The sequence below is a fragment of the Natrinema sp. LN54 genome (assembly GCF_052439245.1).
Lineage (GTDB): Archaea > Halobacteriota > Halobacteria > Halobacteriales > Natrialbaceae > Natrinema > Natrinema versiforme_A.
The window spans coordinates 1-25,876 of the sequence record NZ_JBQVRP010000004.1; the positions used below are offsets into that span (position 1 = coordinate 1).

Consider the following 25,876-nt stretch of genomic DNA (forward strand, 5'->3'; position numbering starts at 1 on the left):
CGACCCTCTGGGAACCCCGTTTCGCCGCCACCACTCATACTCATACTTTCACCCTCACAGAGCGACTGCTTTGGCAGTCGTTCTGTGGGGGTTTTCTGCGTTTCTACCGACAGTGGTGACTCTGGATTGAATTTAGAACAGTACTGTTTCATGAACCGCTTCCGTTCCCCATCGAGCCACCAAATATTTTTGGAGCGAGGCTTAACCAGTAGCATCTTGGATAGAAAACTATGGACATAGGGGTAGCAAATCCCGATCTCGACACTATTTACGAACTCCTCTCCGAATCCCGTCGTCGGTACGTCCTGTACTACTTTCTGGAAAGCCAACACGCGAACATCGAGGGATTGGCTCTCCAAATTTCGGCATGGGAGCAGGACATATCGATCGAATCCGTCACAGAAGACGAAAAGGAGGCAGTTACGCTATCGCTGATACACAAGCATCTGCCGCGGCTCGCCGATCACGACCTCATTACGTATGATCAACGAAGCGGTGACATCGTTATTGGAAACGACTTCGATTCGGTTCGGTCGACTGTAATACGCGCGAGAGATACCGAATCGATTGATCCGGTGGTCAGTAATCCGACCGAAACGTTTCTCTATAGTGATCCGTTGGCGGACCCGACGGATACCGAGTGAGTTTCACTACACTCCGAGCTGCCGACTTTCGTTTTGAAGTTGGCGAGAATGACGGTGCGTCGTCGGATTTGGAACGAGTACAGACACCGATCCCGTAACATTCGACGATCCGTGACAGAGTACTACCAGATTCCTGTCCCGTGTCGGCTGTGGGTATGACGCTACTGCTGATATCAGACTCGAGGCGGTCGGTAGTCGCCACTGCGGAGGAGTGAAAATGTCACCCGGAACACTAACGTCCAGCCTCATCCCGTGGCGGCGTGCCGCGTCGGCTGGCTAACCCTCGTGCCGGGCGGAGAACTCGTGGGAGTTCCCGAAGTACGACTGTCGCGTGCCCGGGTTCGCCGTGCTGTCATCGCACCCGGATGGGTCTGCTCGGACGGGGACTAAAGGCACGCACTTGGTCTAGGTACTGGGCCCGTTTAACTCTTCCATGCTCGGTCCGTCGCGGGTGGGTACGTCCGAAACGATCGCCGTTCAGTTGGGGTCCGGCGTGTCGGTGACGGTTCCGTTGTTCTCCGCGAGCCACTGGTCGTAGGTGTCGCGGTCGACGACGACGACCTCGGCGTCCATCCGTGAGTGGCCGGCACCGCAGAACTCGGCGCAGACGGCGTTGTAGCGGCCGGGTTCGGAGACGATGGTTCGAGCGCGGGTGTAATCGCCGGGGAACGCGTCCTGTTTGACGCCCAAGTCGGGCACGAACAGCGAGTGGATCACGTCGTCGGCGGTGAGCCAGAACGTCACATCTTCGTCGGCGGGTATCACGATCTCGTTTTCGGTCGTCACGTTCGCCCCGGGATAGGTCGCCTGCCACTCCCACTGGTAGCCGCGAACGTGGACGACCTCGTCGTCGGTTTCGGGAAGGTCGTCGAACGATTCGATACCTTCTTGGCTCCCGTTAGTATCGACGTCGTTCGCCTGCGACGGTGAGACGTACGGATTGACGAGGACGCTGTAGCCGGACAGCCCCACGAAAAGCAGGATGATCGCCGTCGCGGCGGTCCACGTGATCTCGAGGGCGGGGTCTTCGGTGGTCGGCTGGGGATCGTCGTTGTCGTGAAACTTGACGGCAGCGTAGACCAGGATCATGAGGACGAACAACGTCAACGGGAGAGCGACGTAGAGCAGTTGGTACTCGAGGCCGTCGATGAGGTCGCGGTTTTCAGACTGTGCGACGGCCGTCCCGGTCAGTGTGAGGAGACCCGAGAGCGCTGCGAGGGCGAGTGCGACGGTTGTGCGTCGGCGGCTACCCATTGGCGGGAGTTTCACGACCGGCGTGATATACGGCCTGCACGGATCGTTGAACTGTCACGATGTCGTACTGGTTTAGGAGTCGGATAGGGTGCGCAGACGTATCATAGGCGGGAACACTCACGGAATTGTCGGTCCATATTTATTGGGGTCGGTGGTGAGTCCATCGCTATGCACGGCGACGAGCGGTGTGGTCGGATCACCGGCGGTGACGGGCGACGATGAACCGTGCGCTCGTCGAGGTCTCGCTGTTCGGGGCCGTCATCGTCGGCTGTTTGCTGGTCGTCCGCTTCGCACAGCGATTGCGAGCCGAGCCGTCACCGGACGGCGGCTACGCGACGGATCGCGAGCGACGGCTGGGGCTCGGTGATGCGAAGGCGGCTGCTGTCCGCTGGACGACGACGACGAACCACCGCGAGATCGGTTTGCTCTACATCGCCTTTGGTACCGTCGCGGCGATCTGGGGTGGGATCGACGCGATGATGATTCGAACGCACCTGCTGACTCCCGAGGCGAACCTCTGGACCGAGCAGACGTACAACGAACTGTTCACGATGCACGGCCTGACGATGCTGATCTTCTTCGTCACGCCGGTGTTCTTCGGGATCGGGAACTACTTCCTGCCGTTGCTGATCGGGGCCGACGACATGGCGTTTCCGCGGCTCAACGCGATCGGGTTCTGGCTGTTGCCGCCCTCGCTCTTGCTCGCTCGGTTGGGGATCGTCGCCGAAGTGACGGGAGCGGTGCTCGCGGTCATCGTTCCGAACGACTGGATCTCGGTTCTGCTGGCGTTTCAGGAGCCGGCGATCGGGTGGACGATGTATCCACCCTTATCGCTCGCACCGAATCCGCAGACGAATTTCCTCTTACTGGGGCTCCACTTGAGTGGCATCGCTACCACGATCGGCGCGATCAACTTCATCACGACGATCATCTACGAGCGCGACGAGTCGATCGGCTGGGCGAACCTCGACATCTTCTCGTGGAACATGCTCATCACGAGCGCGATCGTGATCTTCGCGTTCCCCCTGCTCGGCACGGCCCTGCTCATGTTGCTGTTCGACCGGAACTTCGGGACGACTTTCTTCGCGGTCGAGGGCGGTGGTCCCATCCTCTGGCAGCACCTGCTGTGGTTCTGGGGCCACCCGGAGGTGTATATCATCTTCCTGCCGGCGACCGGACTGATGAGTCTCATTTTGCCGAAGTTCGTCGGCCGCAAACTGTTCGGGTTCAAGTTCATCGTCTACTCGACGATCGCCATCGGCGTCCTCTCCTTCGGCGTCTGGGCGCATCACATGTTCGTCACCGGTGTCGATCCCCGCGTCCGGGCGAGTTTCATGGCCACCTCGATCGCCATCGCCGTCCCAAGCGCGATCAAGGTATTCAACTGGATCACGACCATGTGGAACGGTGACGTTCGGCTGGCCGCGCCGACGATCCTCTGTGTCGGTTCGATCGGCCTCTTCATCGTCGGCGGCGTCACCGGTATCTTCCTCGCGGTCATTCCGGTCGACGTCATCTACCACGGGACCTACTACGTCGTCGGCCACTTCCACCTCATTCTGATGGGGATCATTCCCCTGATGATGTTCGCCGCCAGCTACTACTGGTATCCGCTGCTCACCGGCCGGATGTACGACCGTCGGCTCGCGATCTTCCAGTCGGTCCTGCTGGTCGTCGGCTCCGCGCTCACGTTCATGACGCTGATGGCGCTCGGTTTCCTCGAGCTGCCCCGGCGGTACGCTACGTACCCCGCCGGTTTCTCGGGGCTGCAGATCGTCGCGACCGTCGGCGCGTTCATCATCGGGATCAGCGTCCTCATGTGGTTGTACAACATGATCTGGTCGTACTTTCAGGGGACACCGATCGAGACCGCCGATCCGTGGGAGCTGAAGGCGACCGAACAGTTCACGCCCGAGTGGCAGTGGTTCGAGGACCGCCTCGAGCGAAAGCGTGGCGTGCCGCCGAGCGAACCCGATTCGGTACGCCCATCGTACGTGCCCGCACAGGACGAGCGCCCGCTGTCGATCTACGGTCGGATCAAGCCGGTCGCACGGACCGTCGCGAGCGACGCCGGTGTGGGCGCGACCGGCGGCTTCATCGGCACGCTGCTCATGTCGGGCGCGCTCCTCGCGGCAGTGGTACTGGGCGTGTTCGAGCTCGAGTCCATCGCGACCCTCGCGACGCTCGTCGGGTTGCCGTCGAACCTGGCGCTCGGCTACGGCCTGTTCCTGATCGCCGGGACGGCGGTCTGGCCCCTGTTGTTCCTCTCGTTGGGCGAGTACCTGCCGGGCGAACTCACCCTCGTCACCGGGCTGTGGTACGCGACGGTCATCGCCTCCGGATTCGCGATCGGGTTCTACACCGGCCAGACCGGGCTCGAACTGGTGACATATCTCCTCTTCGTCGTGCTCGCACACTGGATATACGGACTGGGACTCGCCGGGACGATCGCGTCTCTCGGCGGCCGCCAGCGGCGTCCGTCTACGGGGGAGGGCGGAAACGAATGAGCGCCGGTGATGACCCGTCTCCCGACGCGACCCAGCCGCCCGCCACCGACGAGACGGGGCCGGTCGAACCGACCACGGGATCGGAGTCGCTGCTGTTGACGTACGCCGCACCGTTTCTGGGCGTCCTCCTGATCGCCGCCGGCCTCCCGCTCGCGATCGTCGGCGGCTACGTCGTGGTTCAGGACGGTGTCGGCCTCTGTGGCGACCCCAGCATCACGGCGACGCCGGTCGACGAGTACGACGGCGTCCCGGAGACCGTCGAGGAGTTACCCGCTTCGGAGCTCTCGGCGGCCGAGCGACGGGCCCTCGAGGAGGCGATCGACAGCCCGCTCCGGGAGGGGACGGTCGACGGCGACCTCGCGAACCGGGCGGCGCTGCTCGAGGGTGCAATCGTCGAGTACGAAGGCGACCGTTACTACGTCCAGATCACGTCTCAAAACTCCTGTCTCGACGTCGAGCCGCTACTGTTCCCGATCGGGGCGATCGCGATCCTCGTTGGCATCGCCGGCGTTCTGACGCCGCCGATCTACCGGAAGATGGCGGGGTTCGAGGAGCGGATGCGACGCGATCGGACGGACTGACCCCTTCTGTACGCACGGGCTACGGAAAACGGCAGAATGCGGCGGTGATGGCGTCGAGACGCGGCGATCTCAGTCGTTCTATTCGTCCGTACTCGTCGACTCGTTCGCGGCGTCCGAGTCGGCCGTGGTGTTTGAGTCGGCCGTGGTATTCGAGTCGGTCTCGGTATCCGTCTCCGCGGCATCCGCCGACTCGCTGGTCTCGCCCGACTGGGCGGTCCGGTTCGGCACGTTGTTCGTCATCGGGTCCGGTTCGGGCGCGATCACTTCGCCGTCACCCGGCTGTTCGGCGGCGTAGGAGAACTGGCCCTTGCCGTCCGGCGCTTCGCCCTCCGTCCACGGGTAACCGGGATCCGGCTGTTGCTCGCGTCGGGTCGACATGAACGTGTAGTTGAAGTCCTGATTCTCCTGTTCCTGCGGGAAGCTCGCGGGGACCGGCACCGGATCGTCGAGCGTCTCGAGGGCCTCGAGCCACTGGTTCTGGTGCATGGTGTCTCGAGCGATCAGGTACGAGAGCATGTCCTTCATGCCGGGATCGTCGGTATACTCCCAGAGCCGCGTCGCGAGAGTGCGACCGGTCGACTCCGCCATCACGTTCGCGTAGAGGTCGCCGGCGAGGTTCCCCGATGCGACGATGTAGTTGCCAGTAAACGGCGCGCCGTTACTGTCGACCGGCATCGCCGACTGGCCGGCAGAGAGGAACTGCCGCGGATTCTGGCCCGTCATCGACGCCGCGGCGGCCGCCGTCTCTTGGGCGTCCTCGCTCATCTGTTTGGGCGATCCCCTGAGATTCTTCGTGACGGCCGACGCGAGCATCTCGATGTGACCGAGTTCCTCGGCCGCGGTCTCCATCAGCAGGTTTCGATACTCCTCGTACTCCTCGGGCAGGGCCCACGCTTGGAACATATACTGCATGGCGACGCGCATTTCGCCTTCCTGGCCGCCGATGGCTTGCTGGAGGAGTTTCGCGAAGTGGGGGTCCGGTTCCTCGACGGTAACCTCGTACTGCAGCTCCGGTTCTTGGAAGAACATCCACTTGTCCCTGCCGACATCCAGTAGGATAAACCACTGTTGCGGACGGTAGAGAACATTCCATCGACTGGTAATAGTTCGATATAAATCAGTCAGAGATGGCGGAAGACGCGCTGATACATCCGAGATCGACATTCGGAAGATACCTAATCAGTCATTGTGTCATCATGGCAAACGATTATAACGGCTCCGGTAGTCGGGGACCAGCGCATGAGTGAGGATACATGGACGACGTCGCGGCGCGCGTTCGTCACGTACGGTGCGCTATCGACCGGAACGCTGTTCGGTGCCACCGGGGCGACGGCCGCCGCGGGATCGGAACCGACCGACAGCGAGCCGGTCGAACAGGGCGTGATGCGTCCCTATCAGTTCACCCCGGGCAGCCGAGCGACGGTCGTCGAATCGGACCTCGACTGGCAACCGGCCCGGTTCGACGATGCCTATCAGACCAACGTGGTCGCCTACGACCACGCGCCGTCGTATCGTGCGTTCCTCTTTACCGATCCCGATGCGACGCTCGAGGCGGATCAGTCGTTCGAGTTCGGGGGCGTACAGGGATCGCCCGGGACCGCCGACCGACAGTTCGTTACCGTCGGCCTCGAGTGACGGCTCGGCCACCGGGGTTTTTCCCCGCTGGCTGTGGTACGAACCCATCCCCGAGGTGACCCTGGTGGGCAACAACGACGACAAACAACGAGCGGCGGCGACGTGTGAGCACTGCGGGGAGTTCGGTATCGTACAGGTCTGGCCGGACGGCAGTCTCCAGCCGCTCGGCCAGTCGAATTTCTGCGACTGCGAGTCGCCCGAGCTACAGGTCCTCGCGACCGATCTCGATCACGACGAGATCCCGTGAACCCGTGCGGGCGGTGCTCGCGAGTGACCGCGTGACCCCTTCGATCACATCGACGCGCCGACGTAGAGGACGACCACGAGGAAGAGCCAGACGACGTCGACGAAGTGCCAGTACAGCGAGACGGTCGCGACCGACGTGTCGCGCTCCGGGCCGTAGTGACCCCGAACCGCTCGCCAGCAGAGCACCGCGATCCCGCCGACGCCAAGCGCGACGTGGAGCCCGTGGAGGCCGGTCAGCCCGAAGAAGGCGCTCCCGAAGACGCCGCTCGAGAGGGTGAATCCCTCCGCGGCGACGAACTCGTAATATTCGTAGACCTGTCCGGCGAGGAAGACGAGTCCGAGCGCGAGCGTCGTCCCGAGGAGTCCGAGAAACCGACCTCGATTACCGTCCTCGAGCGCCTCGTGGGCGTAGTGGAAGGTGATGCTGCTGGCGATCAGGATCGCGGTGTTGACGACCACGAGCGACCCCAGCAGCGGCGGGAGTTCCGCGGGCGGCCACGTCCCGATGCGGACGAAGAAGTAGTAGACGAACAGCGCGCCGAACGTCGAGACGTCGGTGCCGAGAAAGAGCAGCGTCGTCGAGACGTACGACGCGCGGGAACTCGGGTTCCCCTGCGCGTCGCGCGCCGGTGCCAGAAACGCCTGCTCGACCCAGCCCGCGACGCCGGCCAGCAGGACGACCGTCCCGACGACGGCGAGTGCGACGCCGAGCAGCGGCGGAGCGAGGCCGGTTTCGGTCCCGAAGATGGTGATCGCAACCCCGCCGTAGAGCCCGGCCGCCCCGGCGGCGGCGACGAGCGGCCAGCGACTCCGGTGGTCGTGTCCGTGATCGTCGTGGTCGCCGCGGCCGCGGTGGTCGCCGTACTCCTCGGGTGCCTGTCCCTCGGGAACGCCGTGGCCCGAGCCGTCGGCTCGAGGGGCGCTCTCGTCGGGCGGATCGGTGCGTCGACCGGAGCCCATACCGCCGCTTCCACGTCGACCCCGAAAAAGGATCACCGCGTACAGGCAGTTAGGCCGCCGTTACATCCCACGCGCGGCCGGCTCAGTAGAAGTAGTCGTCCTCGGAGAGGTGGACGTAGCGGCCGTCGCGGTACGCGAACTTCTTTCGCTTGTACGTCGCGAGGATCTTCGCGGCGTCGATGCCGGCGGTGTACTTCTTGCTGACGAGGGCGTCGTCGGCTCCGTTGCCCTGCATGTCGTTGATGGTGTCGAACGCCCAGTCCCAGTCGTCGGGCCCGTAGTCGGCGACGATGTCGCCGAACGCGACGTTCCGCAGGATCTCGTCGCCGATCGCGTCCTTCCAGATTTCGTTGTAGTTCTCGAGCGAGTCGGTCGCGGCGAGCCGGCCGGCGATCTTGCCGGTGCGGACGGCGACGTGGTAGCCGCCCTCGTGGAAGGCAGAGGTGGTGCCCATCGCGCCGCCGGCGACGGCGATGTTCGCGCCGACGGGGGACTCGATCGGCCGGGTCGAGGAGATCGGGTAGGTTTCGGTGCCCTTCGACTTCCCGCGGTCCTCGACGCGCGGGATGTCTTCCTCGATGTCGTACTCGTCGCCGTACTCCTGCTCTAAGAGCCGGCTGATGTACTCCGCGCCCGAGGGGATCCGGTCGTCGTCGGGCCGCAGGAGCTTGTACGAACTCGGGTCGTCGACGTCCTCGAGGGTCATTCCGATCGGCATCGTCAGCCCGACGCGGGCGACCGTGCCGTCGTTCGGGAAGACCCACGGATAGGCGGTCTCGCCGGGCATGTACCCCCACCAGAACTTGAGGGTGTCCTCGAACTCCGCGAACAGTTCCTCGGGGAACTCCCGGTACTCCTGGTAGGCGATGTGGTTGGCCTCCGGCGGCGAGAGGTGATCGGAGACGCTCCGGCCGGGTGCCGTGAACTGGTCGAGCGCGTCGAGGGTGATCCGGCGCTGGGGGCCGTCCGCGAGGACGACGTATTGGGCCTCGAGGTCCTCGCCGTTCGAGAGCGTCAGCGTGTGGGTCGGTCCCTTCGAACTCGTGGCTCGCAGATCGGTCTCGAGGTCTTTGACCCCGACGCCGACGCGCAGATCAGCGCCCGCGTCGGTGGCGCGCTCGTGGAGCCAGTCGTCCATTCGCGTGCGGTGGAAGGTGTAGCCGAACTTCGGATAGCTGGCCTCCATTCCGGTCGACCGCAACTCGACGCGACTGTTCGGGCCGACGAACTCGGTCGCCTCGAGTTCGCGGTGGATGACTTCGTCGGGGATCTCCCGGTAATCGAAGCCCATGATGTCGATCCAGTAGTCCAGCATCCCGGCGGCGTCGGTCGAGTCCGGCCCCGGCCCCTCGCGGTCCTCGCGAGGCACCCCCTGCTCGAAGAGGACCGTCTCTGCGCCGTGGGCGGCGGCCCGTTCGGCCGCGGATGCACCAGCGGGACCCCCGCCGACGATCGCGACGTCTACGCGTTCCATACGCCGTTTGGACTCAGTGTGTCGTTATAAAATCTGCGAGGTGGACTTTCAGCATACCGTTCATTCGTCCTCGTGATCGGCTGACGACCGTGTGATGGCACCCCGTGATACGGAAGCCCAACGGTGAGTCGCGGCTCACAGCCAGGCGAGCGATCGGGATGCCGCGAGACGAACGTTTTTCATCGCACTGGACGACTCCACGGACATGAGCGACGCCGATACACCGGACGTACTCGTCCTCCGGAAGGGAACGCACGGCACGCCGATCGAACAGTACGCCGACGCGATCCGCGACCGACTGCCGGACCGCACCGTCGAACTCGCGCGAACCCCGGCCGAAGAGCGCGAGGCGATTCGGGACGCCCGCTTCGTCACGGGGATGACCCTCGAGGACGACCTCCTCGCGGCCGCCGAGAACCTCGAGGTCTTCGCGTGTGCCTACGCGGGGACCGGCCACCTGCCCCTCGAGGAACTCGAGGAACGAGGCGTCGCAGTGACGAACGCCTCGGGCGTCCACGGACCGAACATCGGCGAGCACGTACTGGGTGCGATCCTCAGTTTCACCCGTCGGTTCCACGTCGGCGCGCGCCGCCAGCGCCGCCGCGAGTGGCGACATTACCAAGCCCACGAGTTACAGGGATCGACGGTCACCGTCGTCGGACTCGGCGCGATCGGCCAGTCCGTCTGCGACCGGCTCGAGCCCTTTGGCGTCGACACGATCGGCGTGCGGTACTCCCCGGAGAAGGGCGGGCCGACGGACGAGGTCGTCGGCTTCGAGGGCGACGGGTTCGACGACGCGCTCGCGCGGACGGACTACCTCGTGCTCGCGTGTCCGCTCACTGAGACGACGCGCGGACTGATCGACAGTGAGGCCTTCGTCACGATGGACCCCGAGTCAGTGCTGGTCAACATCGCCCGCGGCCCGGTCGTCGACACCGACGCGCTGGTCGAGGCGCTGCGCTCGAGTTGGATCCGCGGGGCGTCCCTCGACGTGACCGACCCCGAGCCGTTGCCCGAGGACCACCCGCTGTGGACCTTCGAGAACGTCCAGATCACGCCCCACAACGCGGGTCACACGCCGCGGTACTACGACCGGCTGGCCGACATCGTCGCCGAAAACCGCCGCCGGTTCGACGAGTCGGATGCGGACGCCGACCTCGAGAATCAGGTGCTACCCTGATCGACGCGGCGGGCTGGCCCGCGCTGGCTTGCCCGAGCACCGCCCGAGTCGTCCGACTCACTTTTTTCACCCCCTGCGACGAATTACGAGTATGGACCGATATGCAGCCGACGGGGTCGCTCGAGCGGGACGGGTCGGACGCGCGGAGACGAGTACGGGAGGGGTGCGATGCCGCTAACCTTCGACGGGACGGTTCTCGTGCCCGTGGCCGACCCGGACGACGGCGAGCGGACCGCGGCGGCGCTCGCCCCGTATCTCTCCCCCTCGAGTACGGTGCTCGTCGTCAACGTGATCGAAAAGGCGGGCGGGGCACCCGACAAGGCCTCGGTCGAACAGCGCGAGGAGTACGCCAAAGAGATCTTCGAGCGCGCTCGCGGCCCCCTCAAGGGGGAGGCGGGAACGGTCGAGACGGCGATCCTTTTCGGGACTGACGTCGTCGAGACGATCTTCGACGCGGCGACGGAACGCGACGTCGAGGCCGTGGTTTTCGAGCCCCGCGAGGGGAACCGGTTCGTGGAGCTACTTACCGGCGACGTGGCCCGGCGGCTGGTGAAGGATGCTGCGGTTCCGGTGGTCGCGCTGCCGCGAAACGGTACTTGAGACGGGTCGCGAGACGGAACGCGGCCTATCGCAGATCGACGAGCGCGACACAGCCCGTCTGGTCGACTGTGACCTGATACCGGGCGTACTCGAACGTAACGGAGCCGACGGAGCGGCCGGTGTCCCCGGTCGCGTGAAACAGCGAGTCCAGCGCAGTGGGGTCGATCGAGTCGTACAGCGGGCCGAACTCGTCCGCGAGTTCGAGGCTGTCGATCGCCTCTGAATCGGCGATCGCGGTGATGACCGCTTCGCTGAGGGGTTCGTCCGGATCGGCCTGATACGCGTTGGCTCCGTCCTGCAGTCGCGACTCGCCGGGTGAAGGCTCAGTTTCCATACTACACGTATCAGTCCGACGCGGGAAGCGACCACGATTGGATGGCCAACCTATGAAGAGGGGGCGCGTTCGCCGACCGTGCTCCGGAGCAGATTGGCCTGTCCTCGTCGGAGGCGAGCGGACAGCGCCTGATCGGAAATGTCGAGTTTCGCGGCGACCGCCGAGAGCGTCGTCTCCCGCGGCACGTCGAAGTAACCCTCCTCGAGTGCGATCAGGAGCGCTTCCCGCTGGCGCTCGGTGAGCCCGTATCGATCGCCCGCGGGAGCCGATTCGTGGAAGATCTGCTGGATCCGAAACGAGATCCCCTTCTCGCGACAGGTGTCGCGATACGCGAACAGCGCCTCCCGCGTCGGGACGCGAGCGCGAATCTTCGTCTCCGACGTGACGGTAATCTCGAGGTAGCCGATATCGTACTTCGCCGCCGTCGGATAGGTCAGGTGGTCCTCTCCGCGCGCCGACAGCGTGACGCTGTAGAGGCGACGATCGCCCGGTTCCTCGAGGAGGGTGAACTCGTCGACGGTGTCGTCGGCGGCCAGTGCCGCCGGGACACTGGCGAGGTCATCGCCGTAGACCCACGATATGAGCTTCGTCGCCCCCGTCTCGGACTGATAGATCTCTTCGACCTCGATCCGAGAGACGGCCTCGACGGTCCGTCGGAGGATCGGTGTCGCGATTTCGAATTCGACGATAAGGGCCATGAGCTCTCACTTTCTCGTGCTACGACCCGAGGCAGTGTTATACTGTGGCAAGAGATATGATCGACGGACCCTCGGAGTGGCGTATTCTGATCCGGAGATTGGGGCTGCTAGGGCCGGTGGCGGTGGTTAGCTATCCCTTGCAAACGAAAACGAGGGCCGTTTCCTACTGAACGCACAGACTGTCGAGTCCGCCGTCTCTCCGCTAGATGTAGCCGTTCTCGAGCAGCAGTTCGCCGTTGAGCACGCTCGCGCCGGCGGCACCGCGGATCGTGTTGTGGGCCAGACAGTTGTACTGCAGGCCGAAGGGCGATTCCTGCAGGCCGCCCGCGGCGACGGCCATGCCGCCACCGAGCGTGCGGTCCATCCGGGGCTGCGGTCGGTCGGGTTCCTCGAAGACGTGAATGAGCGGGTCGGGCGAGGAGCGCAGATCGAGCGACGGGTACTCCCGCATGGCCTCGGCGGCCGCGTCGGCGGTGAGTTCCTCCTCGGTCTCGACCCAGACGTTCTCGAGGTGGCCGTCGATCGTCGGGATGCGGTTACAGGAGGCCGCGACGTTCATGCTGTTGTGCGATAGCTCGGCACCGTCGAACTCGCCAAGCAGTTTGCGGGACTCGGTCTCGAGTTTGTCCTCCTCGCTGCCGATGTAGGGGATGGCGTTGTCGATGATCTCCATCGAGCTGACGCCGTCGTAGCCCGCGCCGGAGACGGCCTGCAGGGTCGAGACGTGGACCTTCTCGAGGCCGAAATCGGTCAGGGCCGCGAGCGTCGGGACGAAGGTGATCGTCGAGCAGTTGGGGTTCTTGACCATCGCGCCGTCCCAGCCGCGCTCGTCGCGCTGGACCTCGAGCAGGTCGAGGTGTTCGGCGTTGACCTCGGGAATCACGAGGGGGATGTCGTCGTCCATGCGGCCGTTCGAGGAGTTCGACGAGACGACGTAGCCCGCTTCACAGAAGCCGGGTTCGACCGCCGCACCGACGCTCGAGGGGAGCGACGAGAAGATCAGATCGACGTCGTTGGGGACTTCGTCGGGATCGGTCGCCGTGACGGTCATCTCGGCGATCTCCTGCGGGATGGGGCTGTCGACGCGCCACTTCGCGGCCTGTCGATACGTCTTGCCGGCACTGGAGTCGCTGGCGGTCAGTGCTGCGATTTCGAACTCCGGGTGGGGCTCGAGGAGCTGAATCAGTCGCTGTCCGACTGCGCCGGTCGCACCGAGTACGCCTACTCGTACTGCCATTTTCCGCCACTCCGAGTCGTGTCCGCAAAACCGTTTGGGTTTACGGTAGCGAGTGTCAATCGTCGGAGTTGCCGGCACCCGTCGGCTCCGCGCGGTCGAGCCGACTGGTCGCCCGCAGCGACGGGGTATGCGCGGATAGAAGCTATTAAGAAACGGGAGTGCCAGCTATCGACCGATGCATTACCGACAGGATCGACTCGAGGCCGCCGGCCGGAGGTGGTCCCGATGACGAGTTCGACCACGAGTACCAGTGATCGGGGACTGCTCGACACGCGATTTAGTATGGGCGCGACGGCCCTCGCAGCGATCGCGGCGCTGGCCGGTCTCTTCTTCGGGTGGACGGGCTACAACGACGGCATGCTCCCGGTCCTCGGAACGGACCTGAACATCCTGACGGGTATGATCGGCCTCCTGTTCGGTGTCGGAATCGCCGTCGTCGCGTTCGTCGCCGCGCTCTACATGCGGCCCGGACTCGACGAGTAACGTACTCAGACGACCGTTCTCCGCGCGATCGATCGTTCGTGACGAGACACGCGACGCCGCTCAGTGCCGACGCTGGCCGACGTGGCTCGGAGACGCGAACTCGATACCGGAGCCGAAATTGGAACTGACCGTGAACTGGAGCCGAATCTGAACCCAGCGCAGTCGCTCGAGCGCGGTCGAGGCGAGTACTCGAGGTGAGAAGACCGACTTACGCGGGAACTTCGGCGCCCTTCTTTCGAGTCACGTAGCCCGCGATGCGGTTGCGGACGCCCTTGGACTCGACGTTGGTGAGCTTTGTGACGCTCTCTTTGTTCTGCTCGAAATCGGTCGTGAACGCCTCCGGATACCGCTCCAGGAGGAGGGTCCCGGTCTTCTTGACGTAGGCCGGTTTGATTGCCATATGGAACGGTTCCGTCCAGAGGCTCTTAATCCCTTTCTCTTCGCTGCCGGACATCGATTCACCGACGAGTTTCCGCGCTCCCGAACGCTCCGCCGGTCGAACGACCGGGGACTCCGACTCACCACGAAGAGTGCTCGCGAACGCGCTCGAGGGCCTCGCGCTCGCGGGGCCCGCCGGCGCGTTCGACGACGGAGGCGCAGTACGCGAGTCGATCCCGAAGTTCGCCCTCGTCGTACTCGGCGACGCCGAGTCGCGACGCGGCGACGGTCGCTTCGACGACGGCCCCAAATCCGCGGTCGATCGTCGGGACGGTCTCGCGCTCGACGGCCGATTCGAGGGGCCGGAGCGTCCACGCCTCCCAGTCCGTTTCTCCGCTGGTCCCGGTGTCGACTCGCTCGACCGCGACGCGCGTCCACGCGCACGAGGACTCGAGGACCGGCTCCGCTCGCTCGACGATCGAGAGGGCGGCGTCGGCGAAGGCGACCGGATCGTCGACGAACTGGACGTACCCCTCGCCCTGCCGGTGGAAATTCCGACGGGTCCGGGTGTTCCCCCACGTCCGCGCGGTGACGGGGTCGCCGGCGCGGAGACCGAGCGCGGCGGCGTTCCACAGCCCGTTCGGCCCCAGCGTCGTCACGACCGACTCGGTGACGCCGGACAGTTCGACCGGCCACTCCGCTGTGTCCGCCCCGTTCTCGCCACCGGTCGTCGCTTCGACCGGCCCTGCGTCTTTCCCTCCTGCGTCCCGATCCTCGCTCATGGCTCGATCGCCCCGTGCTCGAGCGCGATGAATAACCCGGCCGCGGTGATGTCCGCCGTCGTGCCGGGATTGACGCCGCGGTCGACGAGGTCCGCGGCGAAGGCGTCGACGGCCTCGCGGTCCGTCTCGAGGGCGTCGTCCGCGACGAGGTCCGCGGCCCGATCGGTCACCTCGCGAGCGGTGGCCTCGTCGTGGCGCGTCGCGACGAGCGTGTCCGGTCGCTCGGCGAGCAAGGACAGAAAGACCGCTGCGGTTCGAGCCGAGATCGGCCCGTCGGCCTCGGCGAGTTCTTCGGCGGCCGCGAACGAGCGGTCGAAGCCGCGGACCCACTCGCGCGCGACATCGTCGCCGGGAACGCTTCGGTCCATGATATCGAACAGCGTCAGCCCGCGCTCCTCGAGTGCCGGGATCGCGTCCGCGCCGCGGCGAACGTCGAGGGCCGCCATGTCCTCGGGCGGCTCGTCGACCCCCACGTCGACGTGGTCGAACGCGCGGTAGAACGACGCCGCATCGCCGACGGTCGTCTCCCGGACGACGGCCTCGGCGACGGGCTGTGAGAGCTCCTCGCGGGCGGCGCGGACGAGCGGGACGAGCAACAGGAGCGACCCGAACTGCGTGTTTCCACCCTCCTGTGTCGCCATCCCCTCGACGGCCCGCTCGAAGGCCGGCCCGACCGCCGCGCCGTCGGCCGCCAACTCGAGTCCGTCGCGGGCACCCACCGCGCCGGCGAGGAAGTGCTCGAACCGCAGGTCCGCGAGGTCGCGGTGGCGGTCGACGTTCCCCGGTTTGGGGGTACTCGCGACCTCGAGCAGCAGCGCCAGTTCCGCGTTCCCTGCCGGTGATCGCATACGCTCAATTGCTTCCGGGAGGGCTTAGGGGTAGGGATTGACGATCGGAAACGGGCGGGCGACGAGCAGCGAACGGCAAGCGGCAAGCGCGGTCGCCGTCCCGTCCGTTTAAGTGTCGAACCGCCGACTGTTCGCCTATGGGTCACGATACGGCCGCGAAGACCGATCCGGAGTCAGTCATCGACGAGGAGTGGGGCGGAATGTGGTTCCTCAAAGAGGAACTCGACACTACGGAACTCGGCATCTCGGTCCTCGAACTCGAGGCCGGCGGCAAGGGCATGGAACACGACGAGTCCGACTCCGGGCAGGAGGAGGTCTACTACGTCGTCGAGGGAGCGGTCGAGGTCGACCTCACGGACGCCGACGAGACGGTCGCACTCGAGACGGACGAAGTGATACGGCTGGACCCCGACGAAACGCGTCAAATTCACAACCGCGGCGACGAACGGGCGAAACTCGTGCTGGTCGGTGCCCCCCTGTAACGCGGACCGCGGGGTAGCGGGCTATGGATGGGGACTAGGCGTCGATGTCTGCCCAGACGAGCCGGTGGTCGGAGGCCCTCGAGACGTCGTCTCCGAGTCCGCGTTTGGTTGCGTTTTCGCTCGGCCAGACGACTGACGAACGCCGGAGCGACAGGTCCGGTGACGGAAGCACGTAATCGATCTGTTCGACGACCCCCTCGAAGTCCCCGCCGAAGCGGGTCGCGTAAGGGTTACCGCGCTGGGCGCCGCCGGGGCTCGTCGGCAGCCGGTGAGTGTCGAAATCGTCGTTTTCGAAGAAGTACTTCCTCGCAGGGTCGAGCGGACGGTCGGTTCGGGGTCCTGCGTTCATATCGCCCATCAGGACGTAAGACGCGTCGTCAGCGAGGCCGCCGCGTTCTCCGCTGTCGTCGTAGATGTATTCTTCACCGGCGACGTAATCGGCGAAGAACCGGACCTCGTCGTGGTTCCATCTCCCGTTGAAGTTCTCGGGACCGTCGAAGCCCGGGGGCGTCGGATGGGCGAACAGGCCGTGGACGACATCGTCACCGACGTCGATCGGGACGTCGATGTGGGTCTTCGAGGAGAGGCGATACACCTCCCGTTCCTCGGGGGTGAGGTAGAGCTCGGCGTCGTCGTCGGCCTCCTCCTCGGTGACGATCAGGTTGTTCGGCATGTCGTCCCAGCGGAACTCCTGGAACGAGCGAATCCGGTCTTCCTCGATCGGGTGCCGACTGGCGATCGCGAACGCGTAGTGGCCCGGATACTCCCCGAATCCGAACGCGTCTCCCGGTCGTTGGCCCGCTTCGCCGTCCTTGTTGAAGTCATACTCCCGGTCGGGAAGAACGCCAGTATTGCTCTCGGGCTGTACGGTGTGCGGGTAATCGATGCCCTCGAGATCATCGCGCTGGGGGACGGAGAGATAGTTCTCGACGAACGCATCGATGTTCCGCCGATCCGTTCGCTTCTCCTCCTGTACGTTGTTGGTGAGTTCGTTGATGACGAGGACATCCGGGCGAACCTCCTGTACGATCCGCGCTGCGGCCTCCGCCTGCTCGTCGCCCGGCTCTTGGACCTGCTCGGTCTCGAGTTCGATGACGTTGAACGCCGCGTACCGCGTGCTGTTCGGTTTCCCCGCGGACGTTCCGCGACCGGCCCCGCTGGCCGTCCCGATGATACCGGTCGTCGCAACTGTCGCCCCTGTCGCCGTGAGGAACCGCCGTCTGGTGGTCTCGCGGACCATACATTACGGCCAATATATAAGACTAAAAAACTGTCGTCGAATCGAACGTCGATCGGTTACTCGGCTGTCTGAACCGGTGACCGGCGCGGCTGTCGGAAGCGAGGCCCACGCGTTACTGGCTCGCCGCCGCTCCCAGATATCGGTCGACCGCGTCAGTAACTCGCTCGAGGACGACCGGATTATCGCTCGGCCGGCCGACGCTGACGGCGTCGGCACCGTACTCGACGTACTCGTGGACGGTCTCGTCGTCGCGGACGCCGTTGTTGGCGATGACGAACAGATCGGTTGCGTCGACCACGTCGGCGATCACCGACTCGGTGTCCATCGCGTCGACGTGGACGAAGTCCGCGCCCGCAGCCTCGAGCCTGCGAGCCAGTTCCGGGAGCTCGACTCCGGGAACCTCCGCGCGAACTTTCACGCCGACGGTCGCGCCGGTCTCGGCCGCGCGGTCGACGTAGCCGGCGAGGCGCTCGCCGTCGCGCAGGAGCGTCTCGCCGCAGCCGACGGCACAGAGTTCGTCCTGCCGGCAGTGGGCGTTGATCTCGAGGTAGGCGTCCCGGTCCCGGCAGACGCGGGCGGCCTCGACGACCGGGTCGGCGGTCGCGCTCCGAACGTTGAACGCCGGCTGGATCGGCGTCTCCGCGAGCGCCTCGAGTTCGCGGTCGATGAAGGCGAGGGGCTCTTCGGGGAGGAACTCGGTCCGCTCCCGTTCGACGAGTTCGCGCGCGGCCGCTCTCGACTCCGGATCGAGTGCGATACCGCCGAGGAACGCGGCACCGGCGTACTCCGCGCCGGCTCGCGCCCAGTCGGCGTCGGCCTCACCGCTCAAGCTCGCGAGGGCGAGCGGCGGCGCGAACGACACGGTCGAGTCCATCTCAGGGCAGGTTCTCGATCGCGTGGTCGATCGCGCGAATCATCCGCTTGGCGTCCTCTCTGGAGTCGATCGCGATGTCCGTCTTGACGGTCGGGCGGTCGAACTCGGTGTCGTCGTTCTCGTCGATCACGAACGCGTCCGCGAACGGGTAGGCGGCCGCCAGCCCCGCCGTGCTCGGCTCCGCGTTGACGGCCGCCATCAGATCGCCGGCCGGCCCGGAGAACGCATCGTCGCCGAGGAACGGCGAGACGGCGACGACCGTCGTCTGAGCGAGCGCGTCCGCTACGCCCGGCAGCGCGAGCATCGGGCCGATGCTGGTGACCGGGTTCGAGGGGCCGATGATAACGTCGTCCTCGAGCGCCTCGAGGACGCCCGGCGCGGGCTCGGCCTTCGAGGAGCCGCGGAACTCGACGGTGTCGACGGCCGGCTCGCCGCGGTGGGCGACCCAGTACTCTTGAAAGTGTATGAGTCCCTCGTCGGTGTGGACCAGACTCGCGACGGGGTCGTCGCTCATCGGGAGGAGGTCGATGGTGAGTCCGAAGGCGCTCGCGAGCCGCTGAGTCGCCTCGCTCAGCGTGTGGCCCTCGTCGAGGAGGCTCGTCCGCGTGATGTGGACCGCCCGGTCGCGGTCGCCGATCGTCATGAACTCGGCGACGCCCGAAAATCGCCGCCAGTTCGCGAGGTCGCGGCCCTCGGTCTGTTTCTCCTCGGGGAGATACTGCGGGCCGTCGGGGAGCCCCGCGGCCGACGCGATGTCCGAAAGCGCCGAGTTGGTTCGATGCGTGTCGCCGTCGATGCCCCACCACGTCTCGCGGTCGAGGATCCCACCGCCCTGAAACAGCAGCGTATCGACGTCCGGCGAGACGAAGAGCCCGCCGAGCTCGATGTCGTCGCCCGTGTTGGCGACGACCGTGGTCTCCTCCGGCGAGAACGCGGCGGCAGCACCGTCTAACAGCTTCGGTGTTCCGGTGCCCCCGGAGAGGAAGGTAACCATATCTACACCTCTCGAGCGTGGCTACTTAATCGCTTTCGGCCGCCTCGCGCGTTTCGGAGCCCGCGGCGAACGGTCGGGTGTCTCGACCGCGTTTCGATCGGCGATCGCGATCGCGACGCCCGCTAGTCGCCGATCCAGTCCGCGAAACTCCCCTCGAGCAGCGTCTCCGACTGCCGAGCCACGTACCGCTGTTGCATCGCCTCGATCGCGTCGGAAAGGGTCGCACCGTCCTCGAGTGCCGCCTCGACCTGTTCGCGTTTCCAGCGGGCCGGCGTCACCCGCTGGCGGACGCGCCGGCGGAGCGGGTAGAGGTACTTCGCGGCGTCTTCCTCGCTGAGCCCGCGATTGGTCAGTCCGTCCTCGGCGTGGGCCAGCAGGTCCTCGTAGAGCGCGAGGCTGTCGGTCGTCTCCTTCCCGTCGTTGGTGATCCACGTCAGGTCGGCCGCGAGGCCGTCGACCATCGCGGCGTAGAAGTTCTCCCGGGCGCGCTGCCAGTCGAGTTCGACGACCGGGTGCTCGAGACGGGTCAGACTCTCCATCAGGCCGGCGAAGGCGGCAAGGAAGGACACCGAATCGCGGACCGTCGGCTGGGCGGGGATCGGGCGGAACTCGATGCGGGCGTTGGCGGCCGAACGGGTGGGGCCGCCGAAGACCGGCCGGACCCACCGCCAGTAGGTGCCGTGTTTCCGGCTGAAGTGGAGGAACTGGTCGTCGAAGCGCTCGCCGCCGTCGACCGGCATCGGGACGATGGTGTCGTCCGCCGCGATTCGATCGATCGCCTCGTCGACGGTCTCTAAGTCGTGCGGAAAGCGGACCTTGCCTTCGCCCGTGGTCGGGTCATTGAGCACGGTTTCGAAGACGCTGATCCGGTGTTCCATCCAGCCATCCCGGAGGACGTCCTCGACGGTCGCGTCGTCGTCGTAGAGATCGGCGGGGAAGAACGGGGAGTTGACGCCGAGCGCGAGGAGGGGGCCGGCGATCCGCAGCGCGTAGTTGAAGTAGTCGGGGAGGTCGGGGGCGTGGGCCACCTGATAGTGGGGCTGGATCGACGTGATCAGGCTTTCGGGCATGACCGTATCGGTCTGGACGGAGACGTGGGGTGCCTCGATGCGCATCCCCGCGGAGTCGGCCTGATCGGTGTTCGCCATCGCGTGGTAGCGGGCGGAGTCGCTCATGTTCGTCGCGACCCGGATCGCGCGTTCGGTGCCGTCCGCGTCCGTCGTCGTCCGCTCGACGCTGTCGGTGAGGTAGGTCTCCGCGTCCTCGCCTTCCGGCGGAATCGTCCAGAGCGCGTCGCTGACCAGTCGCATTCGCTCCGACTGGGTCACGTCCAGCGCCGTCTGCAGGCGCGCTTTGACCTCCGACTCCTGGGCGGCCAACCCCGGTGCGTTCAGCGGTTGAGGACTGGTCGTCATCTCGGCGTTGTGCAGGCCGAGTTCCTTCTCGAACCCGATCAACTCGAGCAGTCGGCGCGGGACCCGCCGCAGGGCGCAGTCGTCGGCCTTGACCGCGTAAAACTCGTACTCGAGGCCGACGATCGCCTGCGGGTTGTCGAAGACACCCTCCTCGACGGCGTCTTTGATGACCTCGGCGTCCGCCTCGGCCCGCTCGCGAAAGTCGACGGCGTCGACCGTCAACACGTCCGCGACCCGTGCGGCGAGTTCCTCCTCTGGCATACCTCCGAGTGCGCGCGCGATTGTCTTGAAAGCACGTCCCTCGCGCTCGAGAACGCCGTCGCGATCGATCGAAACCGAAGTGGGCGAGGGGTGGAGTTCGGGTCGGAACGGAGACGCTAGCGTCGTTTCGCGCTCGTCACGTCGACGTCGTCGGGTCCGGAGACGGTGACGCGGAACCCCTCGTAACTGAACGAGAGTTCGCCGTCGAACCCGTGGTCGAAGAGCGCGTCAAGTGCATCCGGCTCGACCGAGTCATAGAGCGGCGCGAGGTCGGTGCTGTCGACGCCTTTCTCCGCGCTGACTTTCCGGAGGACAGCCATACTCGGGGGTGAATTTGACAGCCGTTCCATACCGATACGATATTTCTTCATACTCAAATAGTCTGGTAATAATACGGTTCCACAACGCAAGTCAAAAAGTTATTTTCCGGCTTCCCGACGGGTAACTCGACGAGGCGTCGCTCACGGCGCACTCTTTTTCGGTCCGAACCCGTTGAACGGGCGGCTGTACTCCTGTTTGAGCACCTCGGACCGATTCACTTCGATGCCGCTCCGCTCGAGGGATTCGATGATCGCTGCGATTTCGGTCGTCGACTCGCCGATGATTTCGACGTGGAGGTTCTCCTTGCCGGCCAGAATCTCTCGAACGGTGATGACGCCGTGTTTCTCCAGCGTTTCGGCCGCCATCCGTTCCCGATCTGCGAGCGGAACCGTACAGAAGAGGAGGAAGTGATGATGAATGCCCGCCGCCTCGTAATCGAGGACCGTCTCGTAGCTCTCGATAACGCCGCGCTCCTCGAGTTTGGAGATCCGGTCGCTTACCGTCGTCGACGAGACGCCGACCCGCTCTCCGATCTCTTCGTTCGTGATCTCGTAGACGTTCGTCTGTAACAGAGAGAGTATTTCCTGATCGGTTGCGTCCAAATTCTCCATGCCGTGACTCTTTACGTTCTGCCGATAGTTCTTTTCCCAAACTGCATTGGACCACCGACGCCGCCGTTTCCGGCCGCGGTTCCGACGGCACGATCGTCACCGATCGGTCTCAGAACCGTTTTACTCCCCGCGGCGATACACACCGCCGATGGAGTTCGCCACGTTCGCCGACCGCGCCGGGACGATCGAAGCCGAACCCGCCGACCTCGAGATCGTGGCTCACGTTCGGGATCTGCTCGCCGACGCCGGCGACGATAGCGAGGAACGACGGGCCTCGCAGGACGCGGTGGAACCGCAGACCCTCGAGATCGTCGCGCGATTCGCACAGGGGCGGGTGTTCCCCGCGTGGGACTCGACGACGCTGGATATCGGGCCGAGCGCGTGTTACGAAGCGATTGCCCGCGCCGCGGGGACGAACGTGAGCAGTGACGATGTCGAGGACCGACTCGCCGAGGTCGGCGAGATCGGCGACGTAGCCGCGAGTTACGACTTCGGCGGCCAGCAGGGGCTCGGTGCGTTCACTGGCGGCGACACCGACGGTGGGACCGGCGGCGACCTCACCGTCCGCGAGGTCGCCGAGACGCTCGCGGACCTCGCCGCTGCCGAGGGGTCGGGCAGCCACGACCGCAAAGTCGACCTGCTCTTCGGACTGTTCAACCGCTGCTCGAGCGAGGAGGCGCGTTATCTCGCTCGACTCGTCCTCTCGGAGATGCGCATCGGCGTCGGCGAGGGGACCGTTCGGGACGCCATTGCGGCGGCCTTCGATGTACCCGAAGAGCGAGTCGAGCGCGCGCTCCAAGTTTCGAACGACTACGGACAGGTCGCCCGGATCGCGCGCGACGAGGGGGTCGACGGACTGGACGCGATGGATCTCGCGGTCGGTCGCCCCGTCCAAGCGATGCTCGCACAGGCGGGGACGGTGACCGACGCGCTCGAGGAGTGGGAGACCGCCGCCGTCGAGTGGAAGTACGACGGGGCGCGGGTGCAGTTGCATCACGATCCCGATGGACTCGGCGAGTCCGGCGGATCGACGGCGGAGACGCGCGTCTTCTCGCGGAACATGGAGGAGGTCACCGACGCCCTGCCGGAAGTCGTCGAGTTCGCCGCGAGTAATCTCGAGGAGCCCGCAATTCTGGACGGCGAGGTCGTCGCGATCGACGAGGACGGCTCGCCGCTTCCCTTCCAAGAGGTGCTCAAGCGGTTCCGGCGCAAGCACGACGTCGCGAAGGCCCGCGAGGACGTCTCGGTGCGGCCGGTCTTCTTCGACTGTCTACACGCCGGCGGGGAGGACTTGTTGGAAGAACCGTTGACGGCGCGCCACGACCGGCTTCGGTCGGTGCTGATCGGTTCTGACGCCGACGCTGTCGACGATGCCGGTTCCGACGCGGCCGCCGTCGACGACGAGGACATCGAGGGGCTCTCCCTGCTCTGGCGGACCGACGACCCCGACGAGATCGAGTCGATCGACGCCGACGCCCTCGAGGCCGGTCACGAGGGGATCATGCTCAAGAACCCCGACTCGACGTACTCGCCGGGCCGGCGGGGCAAACACTGGCGCAAGCGCAAACCGGACGTGGAGACGCTCGACTGCGTCGTAACCGGCGCGGAGTGGGGCGAGGGTCGACGCGCAACGTTCCTCGGCACGTTCGAACTCTCCGTGCGCGCGGGCGACGACTTGGAGACGGTCGGCAAGGTCGCGACCGGGATCACCGACGAGAAACTCGCGGAACTGACCGACCTGCTCGAGCCTCACATCGCCGCCGAAGACGGTCAGGCGGTCGACCTCGAGCCCGAAGTCGTCTTCGAGGTCGGCTACGAGGAGATCCAGTCCTCGCCGACCTACTCGTCGGGCTATGCGCTGCGATTCCCGCGATTTCAGGGCGTCCGTTACGACAAGGACCCGGACGGCGCGGACTCGCTCGAGCGGATCGAACGCCTTCGGGAGTGAGCGCCACAGCACGCGCTATATAGCTCTATTAGTTACCTTTACGATAGAATCGACTGGACCGGAGACGTATGCCCTCCAGACGGACGGTGTTATCTACGGCCAGCACCGCAGCGGTCGGTGCGGTAGCCGGTTGTACGGTGCCCTCGTTGGATCGAAGCGTCGACGGATACGTCCAACTGAAGTCGATCGAGGCGTGGAAGCGTGATCCGGACGGCGAGGAACTGTCCAAGGACGTCATCATCCGTGTGTGGCCGAAATCGCACCCTGCTCCGCGCGAACCGGAACTGAAGATCCTCGACGACGAGTGGGCCGACCGGTTCGACACGCCCCTCGAACCGGTCGTCTCCGACGAGTTACACGACGACCTCGATCGGACCTACGAAACCCTCCAGTACACGGTCGGCGTCTGTAGCGAGGACTGGGTCGACAGATACGACGACGGAAACGAGATAGTGTGCCACAACGCCTCGGTCTCTCGAGAGGAATTCAACACGGCGCAACTCTACGATCACGTGCGTGCGTCGTACGAGAATCACGAACTCTCGATCCACTCGCGGGAGGGCGAGTGGACGTTCGACTCGGAGTGATCGAGCGACCGAGTCCGGCACGGACCGCGAGGCGAGACTGGCGATACCACCCGCGGTATCGTCGAGCGACGGTTCCGAATTCGCAACGCTTGATATCGGGTGTCGGAAAGACAGACCGTGTCCCGTACCCGACTCTTCGCGTCCCTGTGCGGTCTCGTCTTTCTCCTCAACCTCGCCAGAATCATCTTCGCTCCGCTGCTGGACGTCTTCATCGGCGAGTTCGGAATCGGCGAGGCGACGGCGGGGCTTATCGTTACCCTCGTGTGGGTCGGGACCGCCTCCCCGCGGCTGCCGACGGGATGGCTGCTCACGAGAGTTCCGAGACACTACGTCGTGATCGGTTCCGGATCGGTTCTCGCGATTTCAGCGGTGCTCGCCGCGAACGCGAGGACCGTTCGACACCTGCTGATCGGAGCCTTCCTCATGGGAATCGCCTCCGGCGTCTACTTCGTCGCGGCGAACCCGCTGCTGAGCGAACTGTTCCCGTCGCGGGTCGGCCGCGCGATGGGGATCCACGGCGCCGCCAGCCAGATCGGCGCGGTGGCCGCCGCCCCGTTCGTCGCGCTCACACTGCTGGTCGACTGGCGGCTCGCGCTGTGGACGATCGCCGTCGGGGCGGTGCTGTTGACGGTCGCAGCGTGGGTCACCGCGCGACGGACCGAGTTGCCGTCGGCGGGCGAGGCCGACCGCAAGTTCGTCGCCGGCGCGCTCTCGGAGTGGAAACTCATCGTGACGGCGCTGGCGATCGTCGGCGCGACCTCGTTCGTCTGGCAGGGCCTGTTCAACTTCTACGAACTGTACATGCAGTCGAAGGGGCTCTCGAGCGGTGCGGCGGGCACGCTGCTCACGATCGTCTTCGCCGCCGGCGTCCCCGCGTTCTTCTTCAGCGGCGATCTGGCCGACCGGTTTCCCCACGTGCCGTATCTGCTCGGCATCGTCGGGACGTTCGCCGCGACGCTGCTCCTGTTGACGGCCGTCGAGGGATTCCTCGCGCTGGCCGTCCTCAGCGCGGCTGTCGGGATCGTTATCCACGCGCTGTTCCCGGCCACGGACGCGTACCTTCTCGATACGCTCCCGGACTCGACGCGGAGCAGCGCCTACGCCGTGTTCAGCTCCGCCTGGATGTTCGCACAAGCGCTGGGCTCGTCCGCCCTCGGGCTGGTCCTCGAGCGGGGGTACACCTACGACGGGGTATTCGCCGGCGCTGCGATCTTCCTCGGGGTCGCGGTCGTCGGCCTCGTGGCCCTCGAGCGAACCGGACGGCTCCCGAGTTGAGCCGTCACCGAGCAGGACGTGCCGCTG

General features: G+C 65.5%; 28 protein-coding genes. 12 read left to right on the forward strand and 16 right to left on the reverse strand.

Annotated elements, in window-relative coordinates; genetic code table 11:
- Window positions 1-230: 230 nt before the first annotated feature.
- A complete protein-coding gene (locus tag ACT4ML_RS12380) occupies window positions 231-644 on the forward strand; it encodes a DUF7344 domain-containing protein (RefSeq protein ID WP_444721155.1) in 414 nt (137 codons plus the stop codon).
- A gap of 477 nt (window positions 645-1,121) precedes the next feature.
- Here the strand turns inward: ACT4ML_RS12380 and coxB are convergent, their stop codons facing one another.
- Window positions 1,122-1,898 carry a cytochrome c oxidase subunit II gene (gene coxB, locus ACT4ML_RS12385; protein ID WP_138245194.1) on the reverse strand — a complete coding sequence of 259 codons (777 nt, stop codon included), beginning with the start codon at window positions 1,896-1,898 and terminating at the stop codon, window positions 1,122-1,124.
- 218 nt (window positions 1,899-2,116) lie between these two features.
- Here coxB and ACT4ML_RS12390 point away from each other — a divergent pair, with 218 nt between their 5' ends.
- Window positions 2,117-4,405: a DUF6789 family protein gene (locus tag ACT4ML_RS12390; RefSeq protein ID WP_444721156.1), complete on the forward strand. Its 2,289-nt coding sequence runs from the start codon at window positions 2,117-2,119 to the stop codon at window positions 4,403-4,405.
- The gene (locus ACT4ML_RS12395; RefSeq protein WP_444721157.1) at window positions 4,402-4,986 is read left to right on the forward strand and encodes a hypothetical protein; all 585 of its coding nucleotides are present in this window, start codon (window positions 4,402-4,404) and stop codon (window positions 4,984-4,986) included. The genes ACT4ML_RS12390 and ACT4ML_RS12395 overlap by 4 nt, the downstream gene beginning before the upstream one ends.
- A 78-nt stretch (window positions 4,987-5,064) precedes the next feature.
- On the opposite strand, the gene ACT4ML_RS12400 is transcribed toward ACT4ML_RS12395, so the two are convergent.
- Complete coding sequence (locus ACT4ML_RS12400; RefSeq protein WP_138245191.1) at window positions 5,065-6,015, reverse strand: manganese catalase family protein; 951 nt, start codon at window positions 6,013-6,015, stop codon at window positions 5,065-5,067.
- A gap of 210 nt (window positions 6,016-6,225) precedes the next feature.
- Between ACT4ML_RS12400 and ACT4ML_RS12405 the strand changes: the two genes are divergently transcribed.
- Both ACT4ML_RS12405 and ACT4ML_RS12410 read left to right on the forward strand, forming a co-directional pair.
- Entirely contained in the window at window positions 6,226-6,621 is a 396-nt protein-coding gene (locus tag ACT4ML_RS12405; protein WP_444721158.1) for a hypothetical protein, read from the forward strand.
- Between the two features lie 55 nt (window positions 6,622-6,676).
- Complete coding sequence (locus tag ACT4ML_RS12410; RefSeq protein ID WP_138245189.1) at window positions 6,677-6,868, forward strand: hypothetical protein; 192 nt, start codon at window positions 6,677-6,679, stop codon at window positions 6,866-6,868.
- 44 nt (window positions 6,869-6,912) lie between these two features.
- Here ACT4ML_RS12410 and ACT4ML_RS12415 read toward each other — a convergent pair whose 3' ends face one another.
- Together ACT4ML_RS12415 and ACT4ML_RS12420 are read right to left on the reverse strand one after the other, a co-directional pair.
- The gene (locus ACT4ML_RS12415; protein WP_444721159.1) at window positions 6,913-7,827 is read right to left on the reverse strand and encodes a cytochrome c oxidase subunit 3; all 915 of its coding nucleotides are present in this window, start codon (window positions 7,825-7,827) and stop codon (window positions 6,913-6,915) included.
- Between the two features lie 82 nt (window positions 7,828-7,909).
- On the reverse strand, window positions 7,910-9,301 hold the full coding sequence (locus tag ACT4ML_RS12420) for an NAD(P)/FAD-dependent oxidoreductase (RefSeq protein WP_444721160.1): 1,392 nt from the start codon (window positions 9,299-9,301) through the stop codon (window positions 7,910-7,912).
- A gap of 205 nt (window positions 9,302-9,506) precedes the next feature.
- Between ACT4ML_RS12420 and ACT4ML_RS12425 the strand changes: the two genes are divergently transcribed.
- Both ACT4ML_RS12425 and ACT4ML_RS12430 read left to right on the forward strand, forming a co-directional pair.
- A complete protein-coding gene (locus ACT4ML_RS12425) occupies window positions 9,507-10,481 on the forward strand; it encodes a D-2-hydroxyacid dehydrogenase (protein ID WP_444721161.1) in 975 nt (324 codons plus the stop codon).
- A 168-nt stretch (window positions 10,482-10,649) separates the two neighbouring features.
- Window positions 10,650-11,081, forward strand: a complete 432-nt coding sequence (locus tag ACT4ML_RS12430) for a universal stress protein (protein WP_444721162.1) — start codon at window positions 10,650-10,652, stop codon at window positions 11,079-11,081.
- A gap of 25 nt (window positions 11,082-11,106) precedes the next feature.
- On the opposite strand, the gene ACT4ML_RS12435 is transcribed toward ACT4ML_RS12430, so the two are convergent.
- The 3 genes from ACT4ML_RS12435 to asd all read right to left on the reverse strand — a co-directional run bounded on the left by ACT4ML_RS12435 (window position 11,107) and on the right by asd (window position 13,350).
- On the reverse strand, window positions 11,107-11,415 hold the full coding sequence (locus ACT4ML_RS12435) for a HalOD1 output domain-containing protein (protein WP_444721163.1): 309 nt from the start codon (window positions 11,413-11,415) through the stop codon (window positions 11,107-11,109).
- Between the two features lie 50 nt (window positions 11,416-11,465).
- Window positions 11,466-12,113, reverse strand: coding sequence for a helix-turn-helix domain-containing protein (locus ACT4ML_RS12440; protein WP_444721164.1), 648 nt, complete (start codon window positions 12,111-12,113; stop codon window positions 11,466-11,468).
- 202 nt (window positions 12,114-12,315) lie between these two features.
- Window positions 12,316-13,350: an aspartate-semialdehyde dehydrogenase gene (asd, locus tag ACT4ML_RS12445; RefSeq protein ID WP_444721165.1), complete on the reverse strand. Its 1,035-nt coding sequence runs from the start codon at window positions 13,348-13,350 to the stop codon at window positions 12,316-12,318.
- A 225-nt stretch (window positions 13,351-13,575) separates the two neighbouring features.
- Between asd and ACT4ML_RS12450 the strand changes: the two genes are divergently transcribed.
- Window positions 13,576-13,833 carry a hypothetical protein gene (locus tag ACT4ML_RS12450; protein ID WP_444721166.1) on the forward strand — a complete coding sequence of 86 codons (258 nt, stop codon included), beginning with the start codon at window positions 13,576-13,578 and terminating at the stop codon, window positions 13,831-13,833.
- Window positions 13,834-14,041: 208 nt separating this feature from the next.
- On the opposite strand, the gene ACT4ML_RS12455 is transcribed toward ACT4ML_RS12450, so the two are convergent.
- The 3 genes from ACT4ML_RS12455 to ACT4ML_RS12465 form a co-directional block, all read right to left on the reverse strand.
- Complete coding sequence (locus ACT4ML_RS12455; RefSeq protein WP_006432730.1) at window positions 14,042-14,233, reverse strand: 30S ribosomal protein S17e; 192 nt, start codon at window positions 14,231-14,233, stop codon at window positions 14,042-14,044.
- 118 nt (window positions 14,234-14,351) lie between these two features.
- Window positions 14,352-14,993: a DUF447 domain-containing protein gene (locus tag ACT4ML_RS12460; protein ID WP_444721167.1), complete on the reverse strand. Its 642-nt coding sequence runs from the start codon at window positions 14,991-14,993 to the stop codon at window positions 14,352-14,354.
- Window positions 14,990-15,841 (reverse strand): triphosphoribosyl-dephospho-CoA synthase, encoded by an 852-nt coding sequence (locus ACT4ML_RS12465; protein ID WP_444721168.1) that lies wholly within the window; start codon window positions 15,839-15,841, stop codon window positions 14,990-14,992. Before ACT4ML_RS12465 ends, ACT4ML_RS12460 begins: the two co-directional genes overlap by 4 nt.
- A gap of 137 nt (window positions 15,842-15,978) precedes the next feature.
- On the opposite strand from ACT4ML_RS12465, the gene ACT4ML_RS12470 reads away from it, so the two are divergent.
- Window positions 15,979-16,323, forward strand: a complete 345-nt coding sequence (locus ACT4ML_RS12470; RefSeq protein ID WP_444721169.1) for a cupin domain-containing protein — start codon at window positions 15,979-15,981, stop codon at window positions 16,321-16,323.
- Window positions 16,324-16,357: 34 nt separating this feature from the next.
- Here ACT4ML_RS12470 and ACT4ML_RS12475 read toward each other — a convergent pair whose 3' ends face one another.
- The 6 genes from ACT4ML_RS12475 to ACT4ML_RS12500 form a co-directional block, all read right to left on the reverse strand.
- Entirely contained in the window at window positions 16,358-17,563 is a 1,206-nt protein-coding gene (locus ACT4ML_RS12475) for an endonuclease/exonuclease/phosphatase family protein (protein ID WP_444721170.1), read from the reverse strand.
- A gap of 112 nt (window positions 17,564-17,675) precedes the next feature.
- Complete coding sequence (locus tag ACT4ML_RS12480) at window positions 17,676-18,437, reverse strand: tRNA-dihydrouridine synthase (protein ID WP_444721171.1); 762 nt, start codon at window positions 18,435-18,437, stop codon at window positions 17,676-17,678.
- 1 nt (window position 18,438) lies between these two features.
- Complete coding sequence (gene cofD / locus ACT4ML_RS12485; RefSeq protein WP_444721172.1) at window positions 18,439-19,431, reverse strand: 2-phospho-L-lactate transferase; 993 nt, start codon at window positions 19,429-19,431, stop codon at window positions 18,439-18,441.
- A 122-nt stretch (window positions 19,432-19,553) separates the two neighbouring features.
- Window positions 19,554-21,107, reverse strand: coding sequence for a hypothetical protein (locus tag ACT4ML_RS12490; protein ID WP_444721173.1), 1,554 nt, complete (start codon window positions 21,105-21,107; stop codon window positions 19,554-19,556).
- 116 nt (window positions 21,108-21,223) lie between these two features.
- A complete protein-coding gene (locus ACT4ML_RS12495) occupies window positions 21,224-21,457 on the reverse strand; it encodes a HalOD1 output domain-containing protein (protein ID WP_444721174.1) in 234 nt (77 codons plus the stop codon).
- A gap of 111 nt (window positions 21,458-21,568) precedes the next feature.
- Complete coding sequence (locus ACT4ML_RS12500) at window positions 21,569-22,039, reverse strand: Lrp/AsnC family transcriptional regulator (protein ID WP_444721175.1); 471 nt, start codon at window positions 22,037-22,039, stop codon at window positions 21,569-21,571.
- Between the two features lie 148 nt (window positions 22,040-22,187).
- Between ACT4ML_RS12500 and ligA the strand changes: the two genes are divergently transcribed.
- The 3 genes from ligA (at window position 22,188) to ACT4ML_RS12515 (ending at window position 25,849) form a co-directional block, all read left to right on the forward strand.
- A complete protein-coding gene (gene ligA, locus ACT4ML_RS12505; RefSeq protein ID WP_444721176.1) occupies window positions 22,188-23,987 on the forward strand; it encodes an ATP-dependent DNA ligase LigA in 1,800 nt (599 codons plus the stop codon).
- Window positions 23,988-24,055: 68 nt separating this feature from the next.
- Window positions 24,056-24,574 (forward strand): hypothetical protein, encoded by a 519-nt coding sequence (locus ACT4ML_RS12510; protein ID WP_444721177.1) that lies wholly within the window; start codon window positions 24,056-24,058, stop codon window positions 24,572-24,574.
- Between the two features lie 117 nt (window positions 24,575-24,691).
- A complete protein-coding gene (locus ACT4ML_RS12515; protein ID WP_444721178.1) occupies window positions 24,692-25,849 on the forward strand; it encodes an MFS transporter in 1,158 nt (385 codons plus the stop codon).
- Window positions 25,850-25,876: the final 27 nt, after the last annotated feature.

What these genes read in the sequence shown, in the direction of transcription:
- ACT4ML_RS12435 (WP_444721163.1), bottom strand. Translation starts at nt 11,415, where the DNA reads ATGGAAACTGAGCCTTCACCCGGCGAGTCGCGACTGCAGGACGGAGCC.
- ACT4ML_RS12510 (WP_444721177.1), top strand. Translation starts at nt 24,056, where the DNA reads ATGCCCTCCAGACGGACGGTGTTATCTACGGCCAGCACCGCAGCGGTC.
- ACT4ML_RS12420 (WP_444721160.1), bottom strand. Translation starts at nt 9,301, where the DNA reads ATGGAACGCGTAGACGTCGCGATCGTCGGCGGGGGTCCCGCTGGTGCA.
- ACT4ML_RS12500 (WP_444721175.1), bottom strand. Translation starts at nt 22,039, where the DNA reads ATGGAGAATTTGGACGCAACCGATCAGGAAATACTCTCTCTGTTACAG.
- ACT4ML_RS12390 (WP_444721156.1), top strand. Translation starts at nt 2,117, where the DNA reads ATGAACCGTGCGCTCGTCGAGGTCTCGCTGTTCGGGGCCGTCATCGTC.
- ACT4ML_RS12430 (WP_444721162.1), top strand. Translation starts at nt 10,650, where the DNA reads ATGCCGCTAACCTTCGACGGGACGGTTCTCGTGCCCGTGGCCGACCCG.
- ACT4ML_RS12440 (WP_444721164.1), bottom strand. Translation starts at nt 12,113, where the DNA reads ATGGCCCTTATCGTCGAATTCGAAATCGCGACACCGATCCTCCGACGG.
- cofD (WP_444721172.1), bottom strand. Translation starts at nt 19,431, where the DNA reads ATGGTTACCTTCCTCTCCGGGGGCACCGGAACACCGAAGCTGTTAGAC.
- ACT4ML_RS12475 (WP_444721170.1), bottom strand. Translation starts at nt 17,563, where the DNA reads ATGGTCCGCGAGACCACCAGACGGCGGTTCCTCACGGCGACAGGGGCG.
- ligA (WP_444721176.1), top strand. Translation starts at nt 22,188, where the DNA reads ATGGAGTTCGCCACGTTCGCCGACCGCGCCGGGACGATCGAAGCCGAA.
- ACT4ML_RS12460 (WP_444721167.1), bottom strand. Translation starts at nt 14,993, where the DNA reads ATGAGCGAGGATCGGGACGCAGGAGGGAAAGACGCAGGGCCGGTCGAA.
- ACT4ML_RS12470 (WP_444721169.1), top strand. Translation starts at nt 15,979, where the DNA reads ATGGGTCACGATACGGCCGCGAAGACCGATCCGGAGTCAGTCATCGAC.
- ACT4ML_RS12425 (WP_444721161.1), top strand. Translation starts at nt 9,507, where the DNA reads ATGAGCGACGCCGATACACCGGACGTACTCGTCCTCCGGAAGGGAACG.
- ACT4ML_RS12490 (WP_444721173.1), bottom strand. Translation starts at nt 21,107, where the DNA reads ATGCCAGAGGAGGAACTCGCCGCACGGGTCGCGGACGTGTTGACGGTC.
- ACT4ML_RS12405 (WP_444721158.1), top strand. Translation starts at nt 6,226, where the DNA reads ATGAGTGAGGATACATGGACGACGTCGCGGCGCGCGTTCGTCACGTAC.
- ACT4ML_RS12495 (WP_444721174.1), bottom strand. Translation starts at nt 21,457, where the DNA reads ATGGAACGGCTGTCAAATTCACCCCCGAGTATGGCTGTCCTCCGGAAA.
- ACT4ML_RS12380 (WP_444721155.1), top strand. Translation starts at nt 231, where the DNA reads ATGGACATAGGGGTAGCAAATCCCGATCTCGACACTATTTACGAACTC.
- ACT4ML_RS12455 (WP_006432730.1), bottom strand. Translation starts at nt 14,233, where the DNA reads ATGGCAATCAAACCGGCCTACGTCAAGAAGACCGGGACCCTCCTCCTG.
- asd (WP_444721165.1), bottom strand. Translation starts at nt 13,350, where the DNA reads ATGGCAGTACGAGTAGGCGTACTCGGTGCGACCGGCGCAGTCGGACAG.
- ACT4ML_RS12395 (WP_444721157.1), top strand. Translation starts at nt 4,402, where the DNA reads ATGAGCGCCGGTGATGACCCGTCTCCCGACGCGACCCAGCCGCCCGCC.
- ACT4ML_RS12400 (WP_138245191.1), bottom strand. Translation starts at nt 6,015, where the DNA reads ATGTTCTTCCAAGAACCGGAGCTGCAGTACGAGGTTACCGTCGAGGAA.
- ACT4ML_RS12480 (WP_444721171.1), bottom strand. Translation starts at nt 18,437, where the DNA reads ATGGACTCGACCGTGTCGTTCGCGCCGCCGCTCGCCCTCGCGAGCTTG.
- ACT4ML_RS12450 (WP_444721166.1), top strand. Translation starts at nt 13,576, where the DNA reads ATGACGAGTTCGACCACGAGTACCAGTGATCGGGGACTGCTCGACACG.
- ACT4ML_RS12415 (WP_444721159.1), bottom strand. Translation starts at nt 7,827, where the DNA reads ATGGGCTCCGGTCGACGCACCGATCCGCCCGACGAGAGCGCCCCTCGA.
- coxB (WP_138245194.1), bottom strand. Translation starts at nt 1,898, where the DNA reads ATGGGTAGCCGCCGACGCACAACCGTCGCACTCGCCCTCGCAGCGCTC.
- ACT4ML_RS12465 (WP_444721168.1), bottom strand. Translation starts at nt 15,841, where the DNA reads ATGCGATCACCGGCAGGGAACGCGGAACTGGCGCTGCTGCTCGAGGTC.